Below are 15622 nucleotides of genomic sequence, written 5' to 3' on the forward strand. Positions count from 1 at the left end.
GGCAACGAACACCGAGAGCGAGAACCGAATGCTGTCAATGGCAGGAAAGACAGTTCTGATCACCGGAGGCACCGGCGGGATCGGCAAGGCCACGGCTCTGGGTCTGGCCGCCCTGGGTGCGCGGGTTGCCATCACCGGCCGCAACGCTGACAGGGCATCTCGGGCAGCTGAGGAGATCCGCGCTGTGGCGTCGGCCCCCGTCGAGGTGTTCACCGCCGATCTCTCCTCCCAGCGGGAAGTCCGCAGGCTGGCCGAGGAGGTGCTGAATACCTTGGACCGCCTCGATGTGCTGGTCAACAATGCGGGCGGATTCTGGAACACCCGCCGCGTCACCGTGGATGGACTTGAGTACACCTTCGCCCTTAACCACCTTGCTCCTTTCCTGCTCACCAACCTGCTCCTTGAACGGTTGAAGGAGAGCGGACCGGCGCGGATCGTGACGGTCTCGTCCGGCGCCCAGGCCATGGCCCGGATGGACTTCGCGGACCTGCTGGCCGAACGGTCCTACTCGGGGCAGCGAGCGTACAACCAGTCGAAACTGGCCAACGTCTTGTTCACTTACGGACTCGCCTCACGTCTCTCCGGCACCCACGTCACCGCAAATGTGCTCCACCCCGGAGTCGTGGCGACGGCGTTCGGAGCCGAAGATCCGGGCCGGCTGCAAGAGTTCCTGACACCGCTGGTTCGGCGGTGGATGAAGACCCCGGAGCAGGGCTCCCGGACCTCCATATACCTTGCCTCGGCGCCGGAGCTCGAAAACGTCACCGGCCAGTACTTTGCCAACAGCACTCCGAAGAAATCATCAAAACGCAGCTACAGCCAGTCCGATATCGACCGCCTCTGGCAGGTCAGCTCGGCCCTGGTCGGCCTTGAATCCGACTCTGAAAGAAGCACGAACCTCCCATGACCCCACAGCGCACGCTCGTCCTTGTTGCCCACCCCGACCTGGAAAGCTCGCGGATCACCGCGCACCTCACCTCAGCCATCATGAACTTGGAGCACGTGACGGTGCATGACCTCTCCGCCGCCCACCCGGACCGGCGGTTCGACACCGCCCGGGAACAGGAGTTGCTGCGCGCGCACGACACCATCGTCTGGCAGTTCCCGTGGCACTGGTACTCCGTCCCGGGGGTCCTGAAGGAGTGGATGGACCAGGTGCTTACGTACGGCTTCGCGTACGGCGCCGGAGGCGACGCCCTCCACGGAAAGCGGCTCCAGCTGGTGCTGTCGACCGGCGGCCCTGAATCGTCCTACGCGCCGGCAGGACACAACCGCTTCACTATGGAGGAGCTCCTGCGCCCCCTCGACGCGACCGCGCACTTGTGCGGCCTGGAGATGGCCCAGCCACTCATCCTGCATTCGGCACCCCGGGTGGACGCCAACGAACTCGGCCGGCACGCCGCCCGGTACCGCGAACTGCTGGCTCCCGCGTCGGTCGCCGCGCGGTAGTCGGAATCCGGTGCGTCGGATCAGACGCAAAGGGGGAGCGGCGGTCAGGCGGCCTGGGCGGCGAGGCGGCCCGGGCGGCGAAGATATATGCAGACCCGCCGGCCCGGCTCCACGAAAGTTTTGCGCGGCCGAGTAGCCCGTTGCCGCCGGCAGCAGCACCGCCAGCGTCCAGCCCAGGGCGTCGTCCGCCGTCATGGCCACACAGTCACAACTGCTCGTCGTGGTGGATCCGTTCGCCGAGCTGCCGCAACGGCTCCCCGCTGCCGCTCCACTGTTGGGCGATGAACTCTGCGGCGATGGACACCGCCGTTTCCTCCGGGGTGCGGGCGCCCAGATCCAGGCCGACAGGACTGTGAAGCCTGGACAACTGGGCCTCAGTCAGTCCCGTCTGCCGAAGCCGTGCCATCCTGTCCTCGTGCGTGCGCCGGGATCCCATGGCGCCGATAAAGGCCACGGGGCTGCCGCGCAGGGCCACCTCAAGGACGGGGATGTCGAACTTCGGGTCGTGGGTCAGGACGCAGAGCACAGCCCTGGAATCCAGCAGCCCTTGGGCAAACTGCTCGCTCAGGTACCGGTGTGGCCACGCGTTGACCACCTCGGCGGCGTCAGGGAATCGCGCCCGCGTCGCGAAGACGGACCGCGCATCGCAGACGGTCACCCGGTAGCCCAGGAACGCGCCCAGCCGCGCCAGCGCCGCGGCAAAGTCAATGGCGCCGAAGACGAGCATGCGCGGCGGCGGCGCATAGCTGGCAAAGAAGACGCGCATGCCGGTGTCCAGCCGCTCGCCGTCCACGCCGTAGTTCAGGATGCCCGTCCGGCCGGCGGCGAGAAGACCCTGGGTGTCGTCGCCGACGGCGCGGCTGGTCCGGTCCGAGCCCAGGTCACCCTCGCAACCGTCCGGCCTGACAACCAGGTGCCGCCCCACACGGCCGGCATCAGGGTGTTCAATGACCGTGGCGACCCCCACGCGGCGCCCGGCGGCGATGTCCTGGGCGACGGCGTCGAGTTCGGCAAAGTGTTGCCGGGAGACAGGTTCGACGAAGATATCGATGATTCCACCGCAGGTCAGGCCCACGGCAAAGGCGTCGTCGTCGCTGATCCCGTAGCGCACCAGGGCCGGCTCGCCGTCGTTCTTGACCTGGGTGGCGAGCTCGTAGACGGCGCCTTCGACGCAGCCGCCGGAGACGGAGCCCACGGCTTCGCCGCCGGCCGTCACCAGCATGGCGGCCCCGGGGAGCCGGGGCGCAGATCTGAATGTGCTCACGACGGTGGCCAGGCCTGCCGTGGCACCGCTTCGCCAGTCGGGCAACATGGCCGCGAGGACATCACGCATCGGCGCTCCTCAGAGCCTGCCGCACAGCCGGAGCAGCCGGAACGCCGAACGCCGGCCGGCCCAGTACGCGATGCACGCCACGACGGCGACAACGCCGAGGACCTTCACCGGGCTGGACAATTGCTCCGCCGCGATTCCCTTGGCGAGGCTCAGCGCATCCAGGCTGCCGTCCGGCGCGGCCGCTGCCGAGACACGCACAGGGACCGGTTCCGGCGCGGCCGCTGTCGAGACAGGCACAGGGGCCGGTTCCGGCGCGGCCGCCGCCGAGACAGGCACAGAGACCGGAGCCGGGGTGGGTTCGGGGACCGCCGCAGGGGTCGGTCCCGCAGGGGCTTCCTGCGCAGGGGGTGCTGCCTCAGTGAGCATGGCCTGCAGATTTTTCGCGAAGAGCGACATCATCTGCTCCGTGACGCTGCCGATCACCCCCTTGCCCATGGCCGCTGCCTTGCCGGACAGCGCCAGGTCTGCGCTGACGGAACCCCGTGTGGCCGCTCCGTCTTCGGCCAGCACCAGGGTGACGGTGGCCTCGGCGGTGCCTTGTCCGCGGGTCTCCTGGGCCTTGCCGCCAAGGACCGCACGATGTTCCGGGGCGTTTCGTTCAATGACGTTCAGCAAGCCCTTGTATTGCATCGTGACCGGGCCGAGCTTTACCGTCATGCCCACTTGGTAGGCGTCGTCCGAGAGCTTGTTCAGGATCCTGGCCCCCGGAAGGCAACCGGCCACCCGTTCAAAGTCCATCAGCGTGTCCCACACCTGGCTTATTGGTGCGACCACCGAGAACGTGCTGTCAATGTGCATGGGCTGGTTCCTTGCCTCTCGCTCGTTCGTGCGTGTCCTGTGAAGGCGGCCCCTCGCCGCGAATGGCGGCAGCCACCTGCGCCAAGGCCCGGTAGCTGTGGCCGCTGACGAAGGCGTCGCAGTAGGGCAGGGCCGCCGCCATGCCGCCCACGAGGGGCCGGTACTGCGGGGCTGCCTTGCGCGGATTCACCCAGATGATCCGGTGGGCGAGCCGGCGCAGGCGGGCCATCTGCGCCGCGACCTGTTCCGGATCCTCGTAGGCCCAGCCGTCGGAAAACACCACCACCACAGCGCCCCGCGCCAGTCCGCGGCGGCCGTGGTCGTCGACGAAGCGCCGGAGGCATTCGGCGATCCGGGTTCCGCCGGCCCAGTCCGGCGCGGAGACAGCGGCGCGGGCCAGGGCCTGGTCCGGATCACGCAGGGCCAGTTGCCGTGTCAGCCGGGTCAGCCTGGTGGAGAAGACAAAGGCTTCCGCCCCGGCCCGGGTCACGGCGCCCTGCAGGAAGGATACGAAGACCCGGGAGTAGGGTTCCATCGATCCCGAAACATCGCAGAGCAATACCAGTTTGCGGCGCTGCTCGCGCCGGCGGGCATAGAGCAGCAGCGGGGCGTCGGTCCCGGACCGGCGGGCAGCGCGCACTGTCGCCCGGACGTCCAGGCTCGCCGTGCTGTGGGCCGACGTGCGCGTGCGGCGGCTCAGGCGCAGCGGCGTCGCGAGCTGCAGCGCCGCCGCCAGCCGCCGTACCGCCGCTACTTCATCGGCGGAAAGCTCGGCGAAGGATGTCGCCTGCAGGTGTTCGTCTGTGGAAACCATGGCAAGGACGGCCTCCCGGTCAGTGCGGCCGTCCTCCGCGGAGCCGTCCCGGCCGGGGAAGGCCAGGCGCGGCCGCTGCGGCGTGCCGGGGGCCGGGCCCGGCGACTGGCTCCCTGGCGCTGCGGGCCTGGTCCGGAGGGCCGGCGCGGGCGGCGCCGCTGCCGCCCCGGGCACGCTGCCCGGCTGGGCGGGGGCGGCGTTCCCGCGGAACACGGCCGCGAAGACGGCATCGAACACGGGCACTTCTTCGCGGGCGGACACGAGCACCACGCGGCAGGTCCAGTAGAGCTGCTCAAGCCGGGCCGGGGGGATCAGGTGGAGCGCCTCGGCGAGCCGCGCCGCCCGGTCCGGCGAGGTCGCCAGGCCGGCCCTCCGGATGGCCGTGACGAACGCGGCGGAAAAGGCGGCGGCCTCGACCAGTGGCGGCTGCGGCGGCTGATCGGTGGCACTGTTGTTCTGGGCGGGGCCGTGGTCTTCAGCCATCGGTGCCGTCCACGAGCCAGGCCGCGCCGCGGGAGCCGACGAGTTCGAGGTCGTCGCGGTTCTTGACGATGGAGCCCCACGTCTGCTCGGTGGTGCCGGGGTCGATCCGTTCCACCCCCAGCACGGCCAGGGCCGAGACCCAGTCGATTGCCTCGGAGATCCCGGGCGGCTTGGCGAGGTCCAGGGTGCGCAGCCGGGTGATGACGGCAGCGGCCTGGAGGGCCAGTGGGCCGCTGCTGGCAGGAACCCGGCGGCGCACGATCTCGGCAATCCGGGCGGGTCCCGGGTAGTCGATCCAGTGGTACAGGCAGCGGCGGGTCAGGGCGTCGTGAAGGTCCCGGGTCCGGTTGGAGGTCAGGATCACGATGGGGGGATGGGTGGCGCGGATTGTGCCCAGCTCCGGGATGGTGACGGCGGATTCGGCCAGCAGTTCAAAGGTGAAGGCCTCGAATTCGGCGTCGGCGCGGTCGATCTCGTCCAAGAGCAGCACGGCAGGCCGCGGGCCGGGATGTTCCAGCGCCTGCAGGAGCGGGCGCCGCAGCAGGTACTGGGAGGCAAACAGGTCCGTTTCCGTGACCTCGGTGTCGCGGACTTCGGCCAGCCGGATGCCGAGCAGCTGGCGCTGGTGGTTCCACTCATAGAGGGCCTCACCGGCGTCGATTCCCTCGTAGCACTGCAGCCGGTACAGCGGGGTGTCGAGGAGCTCGGCCAGCGCCTTAGCGGCCTCCGTCTTCCCGACCCCCGCCTCGCCCTCGAGCAGGATGGGCTGCGGCAGGCGGACAGCCAGGAACAGGGCCGTCGCCAGTCCGACGTCGGCCAGGTAGTTGGCCCGGTCCAGCGCGGCCATCAGCGATCCGACATCCGGGACCCGGCGCCGCACGTCCTCCTCCGCGCCAGCCCGCGCCGCCGCCGTCATAGGGCCCCCAGCAGCCCGGCAAGGAGGCGCCGGTAGTCGTCTTCGGTGTCGACGTCCGGGGGGACGGGGCCGGCTGTGCGGACCTCGACGACGTCGTCCGCCCGCTGTGCCAGGAGCTTCCAGACGGCTTTGTCCCCGTGCAGGGCGGCCAGGTCCGGCAGCAGGCGCCGGGCAAACGCCATCGGGTGGCCCACGCCGTCGTCGTAGCGGCACACCGCGATGCCGGCAGTGTGCGCAGGAGTGGGCTGCAGGGCGCCAAGCACTGCCCGGACGCTCGCGGCCCGGACACCGGGCTGATCGCCGAGCAGCAGGACGACGGCGCTGGTGCCCGGATGGAGGGCGGCGAGCGCCGTGGCGATCGAGGACGCGCACCCTTCGCCGAAGTCCGGGTTGAGCACCACATCGCAGCCGCTGGTGTCCACAGTGCGCTCCACGTCGGCCGCTGCGCCGCCCAGGGCCAGCACCGTCTGGCCGAAGCCACAGTCCCGGGCAGTCGCCAGGACGGCATCGAGCAGCACTCCGGCGCCGTAGGGCAGCAGCTGCTTCGGCCGGCCCAGTCGCCGGGAACCGCCCGCGGCCAGGATGATGCCGGCGGTCCGGGGCCCGGGGCTTTCTGCCGCCGGCAACGGGTCAGGTCGTAACGGCATAGCGTTCCGGATCTTTGCGGAAGGCGGCCCGGCAGCCGGGCGAGCAGAAGTAGACGGCGGCCCCTTCGTGAACCAGGTGCAGGGACGATTCGAGGGCCGGGACAGACATGCCGCACACCGGGTCGACCGCGCTCGCCGGCCCCGGTGGTGCCGGCTCGGATGGAACTGGCTCCGATGGTACTGGCTCCGTGCCGAAGCTCGTGGCCGCCGCGGCAGCGGACGCCAGGGGCGGGGCGGCGCGCCGCGCCCTGGACCGTTCACCGACCAGCTGGGCGAGGATGGACAGGGCGATCTCCCCGGGGGTCCGGGCGCCGAGTTGCAGCCCGGCCGGTGTGAAAACCCGCCGCCGCAGGGCGTCGTCGACGTCGAGGGATTCCAGGACGGCGGCGCCGCGGGTTCTACTGGCCACGAGGGCAACGTAGGGGACACCGGCCCGCAGGGCGGCTTCCAGGGCACGCTCTTCCGCTTTGCCGTGCGAGGCGACAATCAATGCCGCGTCGTCCCCGCGGGGATCTGCGGATTCGCCGTCCGTCAGTTCGACTTCGAGGCCGACGCCGGAGCCGAGCGTTTCCAGGGCCTGCGCCACCGGCGTCGTGCCCACCACCACGACGCGGGGCGCCGGAATCCGCGGCTGGAGGAAGATCTCGATCGCCCCGCCGCTCAGGCACGGGTTGGTGACCTCGACGGCGCCTTCCTCCGCGGTGCGGGACGGTTCTCCGGGCAGCACCCGCAGCAGGAGGGGTTCCTGGGTGGCCAGGACCTGCCGGCTGTACTCGCGCACCGACTCCTCCACGCAGTTTCCGCCCACAAAGCCGTGGATCTCTCCGCCGGGCAGCACCAGGGCGGTGTCCCCGGCGTGGGCGCTCGTCGGATGCTGGGCGCGGACCACCGTGGCATGGACGAACGGCTCGCGGCGGCTGGCGAGTTCATCGGCCCTGGCGGCCAGGGATCCTGCGGTGGAGGCCATCAGATCGGCGGCCGGGCCCGGCCCTGCATGGCAGCCCAGACGCGGGCCGGGGTGCAGGGCATGTCCATATGTGTGACGCCGAACGGCGCCAGGGCATCGACAACAGCGTTGACGATCGCCGGCGGTGAGCCGACTGTGGCGGACTCGCCGATGCCCTTCGCCCCGATCGGGTGGTGCGGGGAGGGCGTGACAGTGAATCCGGTTTCCCAGTCCGGCACTTCCATGGCCGTGGGGATCAGGTAGTCCATGAAGGACCCGGCGAGGCAGTTGCCGTCCTCGTCGAACTCGATGATCTCCATCAGGGCCATGCCCACACCGTCCGTCAGCCCGCCATGCACCTGGCCTTCGATGATCATCGGGTTGATCCTGGTGCCGCAGTCATCCACCGCGATGAAGCGCCGCACTTTGACCTGCCCCGTGCCGGGATCGATGTCGACGACGCAGATGTAGGCGCCGAACGGGAAGGTCAGGTTCGGCGGGTCGTAGGTGACCTCGGCGTCGAGGTTTCCGTCCACGCCCTCAGGCAAGGCAACGGTGCCGTGGGCGCCCATGGCGATCTCGGCCATGGTCTTGCCGACGCTCGGATCGCCTTTGACGAACCAGCGGCCCTTTTCCCATTCGAGGTCCTCGGGGCGGGTCTCCAGCATCGCCCCGGCGATCAGTTTCGCCTTCTCGCGCACCTTCCGGGCTACAAGGGCCACGGCGCCGCCGCTGACCGGCGTCGAACGGCTGCCGTACGTGCCCAAGCCGAACGGCGTCTGGTCGGTGTCCCCGTGCACCACCTCGATGTCCTCCGGCGGGATGCCGAGTTCTTCCGCCACGATCTGGGCGAAGGTGGTCTCGTGGCCCTGGCCCTGGCTCTGCACCGAGATGCGCACCACGGCCTTGCCAGTGGGGTGGACGCGCAGTTCAGCGCCGTCGGCCATGCCGAGGCCCACAATGTCGAAGTGCTTCCTTGGCCCGGCTCCGACGACTTCCGTGAAGAAGGAAACCCCGATGCCCATGAGTTCCCCGCGTTCGCGTTTCTCGGCCTGCTCGCGGCGGAGGTCCTCGTATCCGGCGAGCTGCATCGAGAGGCGCATGGCGGCCTCGTAGTTGCCCGAGTCGTAGACCCAGCCGGTCTTGTTGGCATAGGGGAACTGCTCCGGCTTGATGAAGTTCTTCAGCCGCAGTTCCGCCGGGTCCATGTCCAGCTTGCGGGCAAGAATGTCGACCATCCGCTCCACGAGGTAGACGGCCTCGGTGACCCGGAACGAGCACGCGTACGCGACCCCGCCGGGCGCCTTGTTGGTATAGACACCGGTGACGGAGCAGTGGGCGGCCGCGAGGTCGTAGCTGCCGGTGAAGATGGAGAAGAATCCGGCCGGGTTCTTGGTGGGCTGGGCCGTGGCGTTGAACGCGCCGTGGTCGGCCAGCACGTGGGTGCGCAGGGCGAGGATCTTGCCGTCTTTGGTCGCCGCGATTTCGCCCTGCATGATGTAGTCCCGGGCGAACGAGGTTGACATCAGGTTTTCGGAGCGGTCCTCCACCCATTTGACCGGGCGGCCGGAGACGATCGAACCGACGACGGCGAGGATGTAGCCGGGATAGATCCCGACCTTGTTGCCGAAACCGCCGCCGATATCGGGGGAGACGATCCGGATCTTGTGCTCGGGGATGCCGGCGACGATCGCGAACAGGGTCCGGTGCGCGTGCGGTGCCTGGGTGGTCTCGTAGAGCGTCAGCTTGCCGTTGACGGCGTCGAAATCGGCGACGGCGCCGCACGTCTCCATCGGTGCGGGATGGACCCGCGGGTAGACGATCTCCTGGCTGACCACAACATCCGCGGAGGCGAACACCGCATCCGTTTCGGCCTTGTCGCCCATCTCCCAGTCGAAGATCCGGTTGTCCGTCCGGCCCTCGATCTCATCGCGGATCACCGGGGCGTCCGGGTCCAGCGCCTTGCGGGCGTCCACCAGCGGGGGAAGGACTTCGTATTCGACGTCGATCAGCTCCAGGGCGTCCCGTGCGGCGTAACGGTCCTCGGCCACGACAAACGCGACTTCCTGCCCCTGGAACCGGACTTTGTCGGTGACCAGCACGGCCTGGACATCCGCCGATAGCGTCGGCGCCCACGCTAGCTTGAGGCCCAGCAGGTCCTTGCCGGTGATGACTGCGACCACTTTCGGATGCGCGAGGGCGTTGGTGGTGTCGATGGACACGAGCCGGGCGTGCGCCACCGGAGCGCGCAGGATGGCGCCGTGCAACATCCCCGGCAGCACGATGTCGTCCACGTAGTGCCCCTTGCCGCGCACGAAGCGAGGGTCTTCCTTCCGCTGGATGCGGCCATAGCCGATCGGACGGTCCTCATCGCCTGCGGCCGGGTTTGACGGCCGGTCATGGATGACGGTCATGCCTTCACCTCCGTGTCTTCTGTCTCCGCCGTGACATCCGGGACGCGGGCATCCGGGACGGCGGTGTCCGTGTCGCCCAGGCCGGAGCCGGCCGGATGGGCGGCGGCCCACTGAACTGAGCGGACAATCGTGGCGTAGCCCGTGCACCGGCAGATCTGCCCGGAAATGGCCTGCCGGATCTCGGCGTCGTCCGGGTGCGGATTCTTATCCAGCAGCGCGCGGGCCGTAAGCATCATCCCCGGGGTGCAAAAGCCGCATTGCAGCCCGTGTTCCTCCATGAAGCCCTGCTGGACCGGGTCGAGGGTTCCGCCGGTGGCCAGTCCCTCGACGGTGCGGATGTCGTGCCCCGCGGCCATGGCGGCGAGGACGGTGCAGGACTTCACGGGCTGGCCGTCCATCAGGACCACGCACGTCCCGCAGTTGCTCGTGTCGCATCCCCAGTGCGTGCCCGTGAGGCCCAAGACCTCGCGGATGTAGTGGACCAGCAGCACGCGGGGCTCAATCTCGCTCGTGACGTCGCTGCCGTTGACGGTCATGCTGATCTGCATCGGGTTCAGCCTTCCTGCATCTGGGCGGCGGCGCGGGCGCAGGCGCGCCGCAATACCCGCCGGGTGAGCTCATCGGCGAGATGCCGCTTGTAGTCGACCGGGCCGCGCTGGTCCGGCACCGGATCGCAGGCGGCGGCCGCCAGCCTGCCGGCCTCGGCGAACAGCTCCTCGTCCGGATGCCGGCCGCGGAGCACGGCGGCGGCCCCGGCCAGGGGGTGGTCGAGGCCCAGGGCGGTGAGCCCGACGGCGGCGTCGTCGACAGTGCCGTCCGCGGTGAGGGTGACAGCGGCACCGGCGGCACCGACTGCCCAGTCTCCGACCCGGCGTTCGACCTTTTCGTAGGCACTGCCCGACCGGGGGCGGATGCCGAACCTGAGTTCGCAGAGCAGTTCATCGTGCCCGACCGCGGTTTCATAGGGTCCGCGGTGGAACTCGGACATGGACAGGATGCGCTCGCCGCCCGGTCCGCGGATCACTGCCTCGGCGCCCAGGACATCACACACCGTGGAGAGGTCCTCGGCCGGGTCGGCCTGGCACAGCGAGCCGCCAATGGTGCCGCGGTTGCGGACCACGGGGTCGGCGATCACCCGCTCGGCGTCCCGCACGATGGGGAACAGCCCGGCCACCTCGTCCGACTCGAGCAGGGTGGTGTGGCGCGTCAGGGCGCCGACCCTTAGCTTGTTGCCGTCACGGAGGATGAAATCGAGCTCGTATAGGTCATTGATGTCGATCAGCCATTCGGGCCGGGAGAGGCGGAGCTTCATCATCGGCAGGAGGCTATGGCCGCCGGCAACCACCCGCGATTCGGGTCCGTACCGGGCAAGGAGTTCCAGTGCGTTCTCCACCGTAGTGGCGCGCACGTAGTCAAATGGAGCCGGAATCTGCATAGTCCCTACCTCACTCCGAAAGGCCGGCGGCGTGGAGTAGCAGCTGCCTGGCGCCGGATTGAGGTCAGTCTTGCCCCGGCCTGACAGGGCTGTCAATATCGTCATAAGCGAAAGGTTATGAAGCCGTGGCGATGACATTGGGACAGTTGCGGACGTTCGCCCTGGTGGCCAAGCTGGGTTCCCTCCATGCGGCCGCCGTCCAGCTCGGAGTCAGCGAACCGGCAGTATCGACGGCGCTCGCCGCACTCAGGCAGGATCTGGGCGACCCGCTCTTCGTGCGCGCCCATGGCGGGATTGCGCTGACTCCCGGCGGCCGGGCGCTCGCCGAACATGCCCAGGACATCGTGGGACTGGCGGACCGTGCCCGGTGGGAGGTGGCACATGCCCAGACCGAGACCGGGCGGCTGAAAATCGTGGCGACGGCGCCGTTTGCTGAGCACGCGGCGGGGCGCCTGCTGGACCTTTTCACCCGCCGGGTTCCCGGGGCCTCCGTCGATGTGGTGGTGGAGGAGGCCGAGGACATCGCCTCGCTGATGCGGGAACGCGTCTACGACATCGCTTTGGGGGCCAGGCCCGCCGCCCGCAACGGCTCCCTTGCCAACGGTACTGGCGACGTCGGCATCGACTCCGTCCCGTTCCTGCGGTACCAGCGGATCGTCGTGGCGGCCGCCGGGCATCCGATCGCCGCCCTCCACGGACCGGTCGCGCCGGCCGAACTGCTGCGCAGACCCTGGTTTGCCGGGCCCGCCGGCATCCAGGCGGCCAGCGAGGAGGGCCGCTGGCTGGCTGCCCAGTCGGTGGCGCCGGAGATCGTCCGGTTGAGCAGCGAAACGGAGGCCCTGGCCGCCGTCAGGGCCGGAGAAGGAACCATGCTGGCGCTGGGGCATATTGTCCGGGCTGAAATCCGCAGCGGTTCCCTGGTCCGTGTGCCGGTAGCCGGAACGCCGATCTCCGGGCTCTGGTGGGCCAGTGCCCTGGACCGCGGCCGGGCCACCACCATGGCGCGGACCCTCCAACGGTTTGCCGGCACTGCCGACGCCACCGCGGCCATGGTCGCCCCCGGCGGTTCCCGAGGGCTGGAACGGCGGGGATCCAAGTTCCACGTGGCGCTCTGGAGCTGAGGGGCCGCCTGCGTGCCGCCTGCCGCCGTGCCGCTGTGTCGCGTTGCGCAACGCCGGGGGCGGGTGCTACCCCTTGAGGGTTAGACGATCCATTCACCCTGCGAGAAGGAGTAGCAATGACGTTGTCCCGAGACGAAGACAGCTCGCTGCGGCATTGGAGCAGCCGGCTGATCCAGGCGCTGCAGATCCTCGACCTGGAAGTCGACCACGAAAAGATCGTCCAGGTGGCGGAGGAATCGGTCAAAGCCGTCGGGCCGCATGCGGACGCCATCAGTGCGTTCATCGTGGGCTACGCGGCGGGGACTGCGTCCACCAAGGGCCGCAAGGGCACGCAGGAGGCTGTGCACGCCGCGTCGAACAAGGTCATCGAGCTCTGCGAACATGGCGAGTCGGGCGGCCCGGACGAGAAAGGCTGGGCCAAGAGGGCCCAGTAGCCCGCCCCGCGAGCACCCTGGAAGCACGCCGGACCTGATGCACAGGGATCAGGCCATACGCGCGGTCCGCAGCCACTGGACATGCTCCGCGGTGGGGCGCGGGCATGGGCATGTTGGTGTTATGTCCACTCGCCGTGGCCGGGGCGGGGCATGTCCGCTGGTGCGGACTGGCCCGGCCCCGGCTGGCGGGTGCCTAGCGTGAGGCCACCCGGGCAGGGGCTGTTGCCGCGCCGTCGGGCGTCTGGTCCAGGCTCGGCTCGAGCCGGACGATGACTGCCTTCGAGACTGGCGTGTTGCTGCCTTCGGCCGTGTGGTTCAGCGGCACCAGCACGTTGGCTTCGGGGTAATAGGCGGCAGCGCAACCGCGTGCCGTGGGGTACGGCACCACACGGAACTTGCGCACCACGCGTTCCTCACCGTCGTCGTAAACGCCGCGGACGTCCACATATTGCCCGTCCGCAAGGCCGAGTTCGGCGATGTCGTCAGGGTTCACGAACACCACATGGCGGCCCTTCTTGATGCCACGGTAGCGGTCGTTGTGCGAGTAGATGGTGGTGTTGAACTGGTCGTGGGAGCGCATGCTCTGCAGGATCAGGGTTCCCTCCGGCCGTTCGACAAGTTCAAGATCGTTGGCTGTCAGCACGGCCTTGCCGGTGGGCGTGGGGAAAGTGCGGGAGTCGCGGGGACCGTGGGCGAGGACAAACCCGCCTTCCTGCCGGATCCGCTGGTTGTAGTCCTTGCAGCCGCCCACCACGCGCGAAATATGGTCCCGGATGAGGTCGTAGTTCTTCTCATAGCCGTCCCAGTCGGCCCTGATCTTGTCGCCCACCAGGAGTTTGCCCAGCCGGCTCACGATGGCCGGCTCCGAGAGCAGATGGTGGGACACCGGCTCGACGCTGCCCCAGGACGGGTGCACGGCGCAGACGGTGTCCTCCACCGACACGAACTGGGGACCGGATTCCTGGATATCGATCTCGGTCCGGCCCATCGTGGGGAGGATCAGGGCCTCGCGGCCCGTCACAGTGTGCGAGCGGTTCAGCTTGGTCGAGATCTGGACCGTCATCTCCGTGTTTTGCATGGCAGCCTCGGCGGCGTTCGTGTCCGAGATGGCACCCACCAGATTGCCGCCCAGGGCGACGAATACCTTGATCTCGCCCGCGCGCATCTTGTTGATGGTCTCGACGGCGTCCGCGCCGTGTTCGCGGGGCGGCTCGAAGTCGAACTCCTCGCCGAGGGCCTCCATGAAGGACTGCGGCATTTGCTCCCAGATGCCCATGGTCCGGTCGCCCTGCACATTGCTGTGCCCGCGGATGGGGGAGGCGCCGGCGCCTGGCTTGCCGATATTGCCGCGCAGCAGCAGGAGGTTGATGATCTCCTTGATGGTGGCAACACCCTTCTTCTGCTGCGTGATGCCCATGGCCCAGGTGATGATGACTTTCTCGGCCTTGAGGTAGCGGGCGGCCAGCTCATCGATGTCCTCGCTGCGCAGGCCCGTGGCCTCAAGCACTGTGCCTTCATCCAGCCCGGCGAGGTGTTCCTTGAGCTCCTCGAGCCCCTCGCAGTGTTCGGCCAGGAAGGCGTGGTCCAGGACCGTCCCGGGGTTCTTGGCCTCGGCGTCGAGCACGCGCTTGGACACGGCCTGCAGCAGCGCCATGTCCCCGCCGATCCGGATCTGGAGGAACTGGTCCGCGATCTGGACGCCGTGACCGACGACCCCGTTGACCTGCTGCGGGTTCTTGTACCGGCGCAGGCCCGCTTCGGGGAGGGGGTTGACGGCTACGATCTCACCGCCGTTGCGCTTGCACGCCTCGAGTTCGGTCATCATCCGGGGGTGGTTGGTGCCGGGGTTCTGGCCCATGATGATGATCAGGTCGGCTTTGGCGTAGTCGTCGAAGCTGACCGTCGCCTTGCCGATGCCGATGGTCTGGCCCATGGCCCAGCCGGAGGATTCGTGGCACATATTGGAGCAGTCCGGCAGGTTGTTGGTGCCGTAGCCGCGGACCATGAGCTGGTAGAGGAAGGCAGCCTCGTTTGAGGTCCGGCCGCTCGTATAGAACGCCGCCTGGTCGGGGGAGTCCAGACCCTTGAGCTTGTCGGCCACGAGCCGGAGCGCCTCGTCCCAGCTGACCGCCTTGTAGTGGTCCTCGCCGGCGGCCTTGTACACCGGTTCGGTCAGGCGGCCCTGCATGCCAAGCCAGTACTCGGTCTGGCTGCGCAGGTCGCTGACGGCATTCTCGGCCCAGAAAGTTTCGGGAACCACCACCGGGGTCGCTTCCCAGGTGACCGCCTTGGCCCCGTTCTCGCAGAACTCGAATGCCTTGCGGTGGTGGGGATCCGGCCACGCGCAGCTCGGACAGTCGAAGCCGTCCTTCTGGTTCATCGCCATGACGGTCTTGCGGGTCCGGTTCAGCCCCATCTGTTCGATGGCCGGCTTCATGGAGTGGTACACGCCCGGGACGCCGGCGGCCCAGCTTTTCGGCCCGTCTCCGACGACGAGATCCTTTTCGGACGGTTCCTCAATATGAGGGGTCTTGCGAGTCACGTGAACTTCCCTTCTGCAACCACCACCCGGATGGGGCGGCGTGCTGATCTGCCACTCTGCACCTTACCGTCAGGCCTATCAGCTTGATCGGAGCGCCGCAAGCAATTGCCCGGCACCCGTCCCTGCACTGCGCGCGCCCCCAATACCAGCACCACCTTGGCGCAAGCTGGGGATCTACTGTGCGCCGGCCTCAGGTAGCGGAGGCCAAAAATTCGGGTCCTCGAGGGGTATCCGTTACCCGGCTGTTATTCGTCGACAGCACGCCCGTGCAGTAGTTCCCGCGTAGGCCG

At 68.8% G+C, this 15622-nt stretch carries 14 protein-coding genes; 4 read left to right on the top strand and 10 right to left on the bottom strand.

Annotated features, from left to right (window positions below; all coding sequences use genetic code 11):
- Positions 1-37 precede the first annotated feature (37 nt).
- Complete coding sequence (locus AC1DN2_RS05905) at positions 38-907, top strand: SDR family oxidoreductase (protein ID WP_476849583.1); 870 nt, start codon at positions 38-40, stop codon at positions 905-907.
- Positions 904-1449, top strand: coding sequence for an NAD(P)H-dependent oxidoreductase (locus tag AC1DN2_RS05910; RefSeq protein ID WP_476849584.1), 546 nt, complete (start codon positions 904-906; stop codon positions 1447-1449). Before AC1DN2_RS05905 ends, AC1DN2_RS05910 begins: the two co-directional genes overlap by 4 nt.
- Positions 1450-1654: 205 nt before the next feature.
- On the opposite strand, the gene AC1DN2_RS05915 is transcribed toward AC1DN2_RS05910, so the two are convergent.
- From AC1DN2_RS05915 to AC1DN2_RS05955, 9 genes are read right to left on the bottom strand one after another with little or no spacing between them, the layout of a single operon-like run.
- Positions 1655-2782 (bottom strand): XdhC family protein, encoded by a 1128-nt coding sequence (locus AC1DN2_RS05915; protein WP_476849585.1) that lies wholly within the window; start codon positions 2780-2782, stop codon positions 1655-1657.
- 9 nt (positions 2783-2791) lie between these two features.
- Positions 2792-3580, bottom strand: a complete 789-nt coding sequence (locus AC1DN2_RS05920; RefSeq protein WP_476849586.1) for an SRPBCC family protein — start codon at positions 3578-3580, stop codon at positions 2792-2794.
- Complete coding sequence (locus tag AC1DN2_RS05925) at positions 3570-4877, bottom strand: vWA domain-containing protein (protein ID WP_476849587.1); 1308 nt, start codon at positions 4875-4877, stop codon at positions 3570-3572. The genes AC1DN2_RS05920 and AC1DN2_RS05925 overlap by 11 nt, the downstream gene beginning before the upstream one ends.
- On the bottom strand, positions 4870-5793 hold the full coding sequence (locus tag AC1DN2_RS05930) for an AAA family ATPase (RefSeq protein ID WP_476849588.1): 924 nt from the start codon (positions 5791-5793) through the stop codon (positions 4870-4872). Before AC1DN2_RS05930 ends, AC1DN2_RS05925 begins: the two co-directional genes overlap by 8 nt.
- On the bottom strand, positions 5790-6440 hold the full coding sequence (locus tag AC1DN2_RS05935; protein WP_476849589.1) for a nucleotidyltransferase family protein: 651 nt from the start codon (positions 6438-6440) through the stop codon (positions 5790-5792). Before AC1DN2_RS05935 ends, AC1DN2_RS05930 begins: the two co-directional genes overlap by 4 nt.
- Positions 6424-7407 carry an XdhC family protein gene (locus AC1DN2_RS05940; RefSeq protein ID WP_476849590.1) on the bottom strand — a complete coding sequence of 328 codons (984 nt, stop codon included), beginning with the start codon at positions 7405-7407 and terminating at the stop codon, positions 6424-6426. The genes AC1DN2_RS05935 and AC1DN2_RS05940 overlap by 17 nt, the downstream gene beginning before the upstream one ends.
- Positions 7407-9800, bottom strand: a complete 2394-nt coding sequence (locus AC1DN2_RS05945; RefSeq protein WP_476849591.1) for an aerobic carbon-monoxide dehydrogenase large subunit — start codon at positions 9798-9800, stop codon at positions 7407-7409. Before AC1DN2_RS05945 ends, AC1DN2_RS05940 begins: the two co-directional genes overlap by 1 nt.
- Positions 9797-10348, bottom strand: a complete 552-nt coding sequence (locus tag AC1DN2_RS05950) for a (2Fe-2S)-binding protein (RefSeq protein WP_476849592.1) — start codon at positions 10346-10348, stop codon at positions 9797-9799. The genes AC1DN2_RS05945 and AC1DN2_RS05950 overlap by 4 nt, the downstream gene beginning before the upstream one ends.
- 5 nt (positions 10349-10353) lie before the next feature.
- Positions 10354-11235, bottom strand: a complete 882-nt coding sequence (locus AC1DN2_RS05955) for an FAD binding domain-containing protein (RefSeq protein WP_476849593.1) — start codon at positions 11233-11235, stop codon at positions 10354-10356.
- 131 nt (positions 11236-11366) lie between these two features.
- Between AC1DN2_RS05955 and AC1DN2_RS05960 the strand changes: the two genes are divergently transcribed.
- Both AC1DN2_RS05960 and AC1DN2_RS05965 read left to right on the top strand, forming a co-directional pair.
- The gene (locus AC1DN2_RS05960) at positions 11367-12356 is read left to right on the top strand and encodes a LysR family transcriptional regulator (protein ID WP_476849651.1); all 990 of its coding nucleotides are present in this window, start codon (positions 11367-11369) and stop codon (positions 12354-12356) included.
- Positions 12357-12472: 116 nt separating this feature from the next.
- Positions 12473-12790 (top strand): DUF6457 domain-containing protein, encoded by a 318-nt coding sequence (locus tag AC1DN2_RS05965; protein ID WP_028276814.1) that lies wholly within the window; start codon positions 12473-12475, stop codon positions 12788-12790.
- Positions 12791-12983: 193 nt separating this feature from the next.
- Here AC1DN2_RS05965 and AC1DN2_RS05970 read toward each other — a convergent pair whose 3' ends face one another.
- Positions 12984-15332 carry an FdhF/YdeP family oxidoreductase gene (locus tag AC1DN2_RS05970; RefSeq protein WP_476849594.1) on the bottom strand — a complete coding sequence of 783 codons (2349 nt, stop codon included), beginning with the start codon at positions 15330-15332 and terminating at the stop codon, positions 12984-12986.
- Positions 15333-15622: the final 290 nt, after the last annotated feature.

Source organism: Arthrobacter sp. 01L42 (assembly GCF_056400005.1).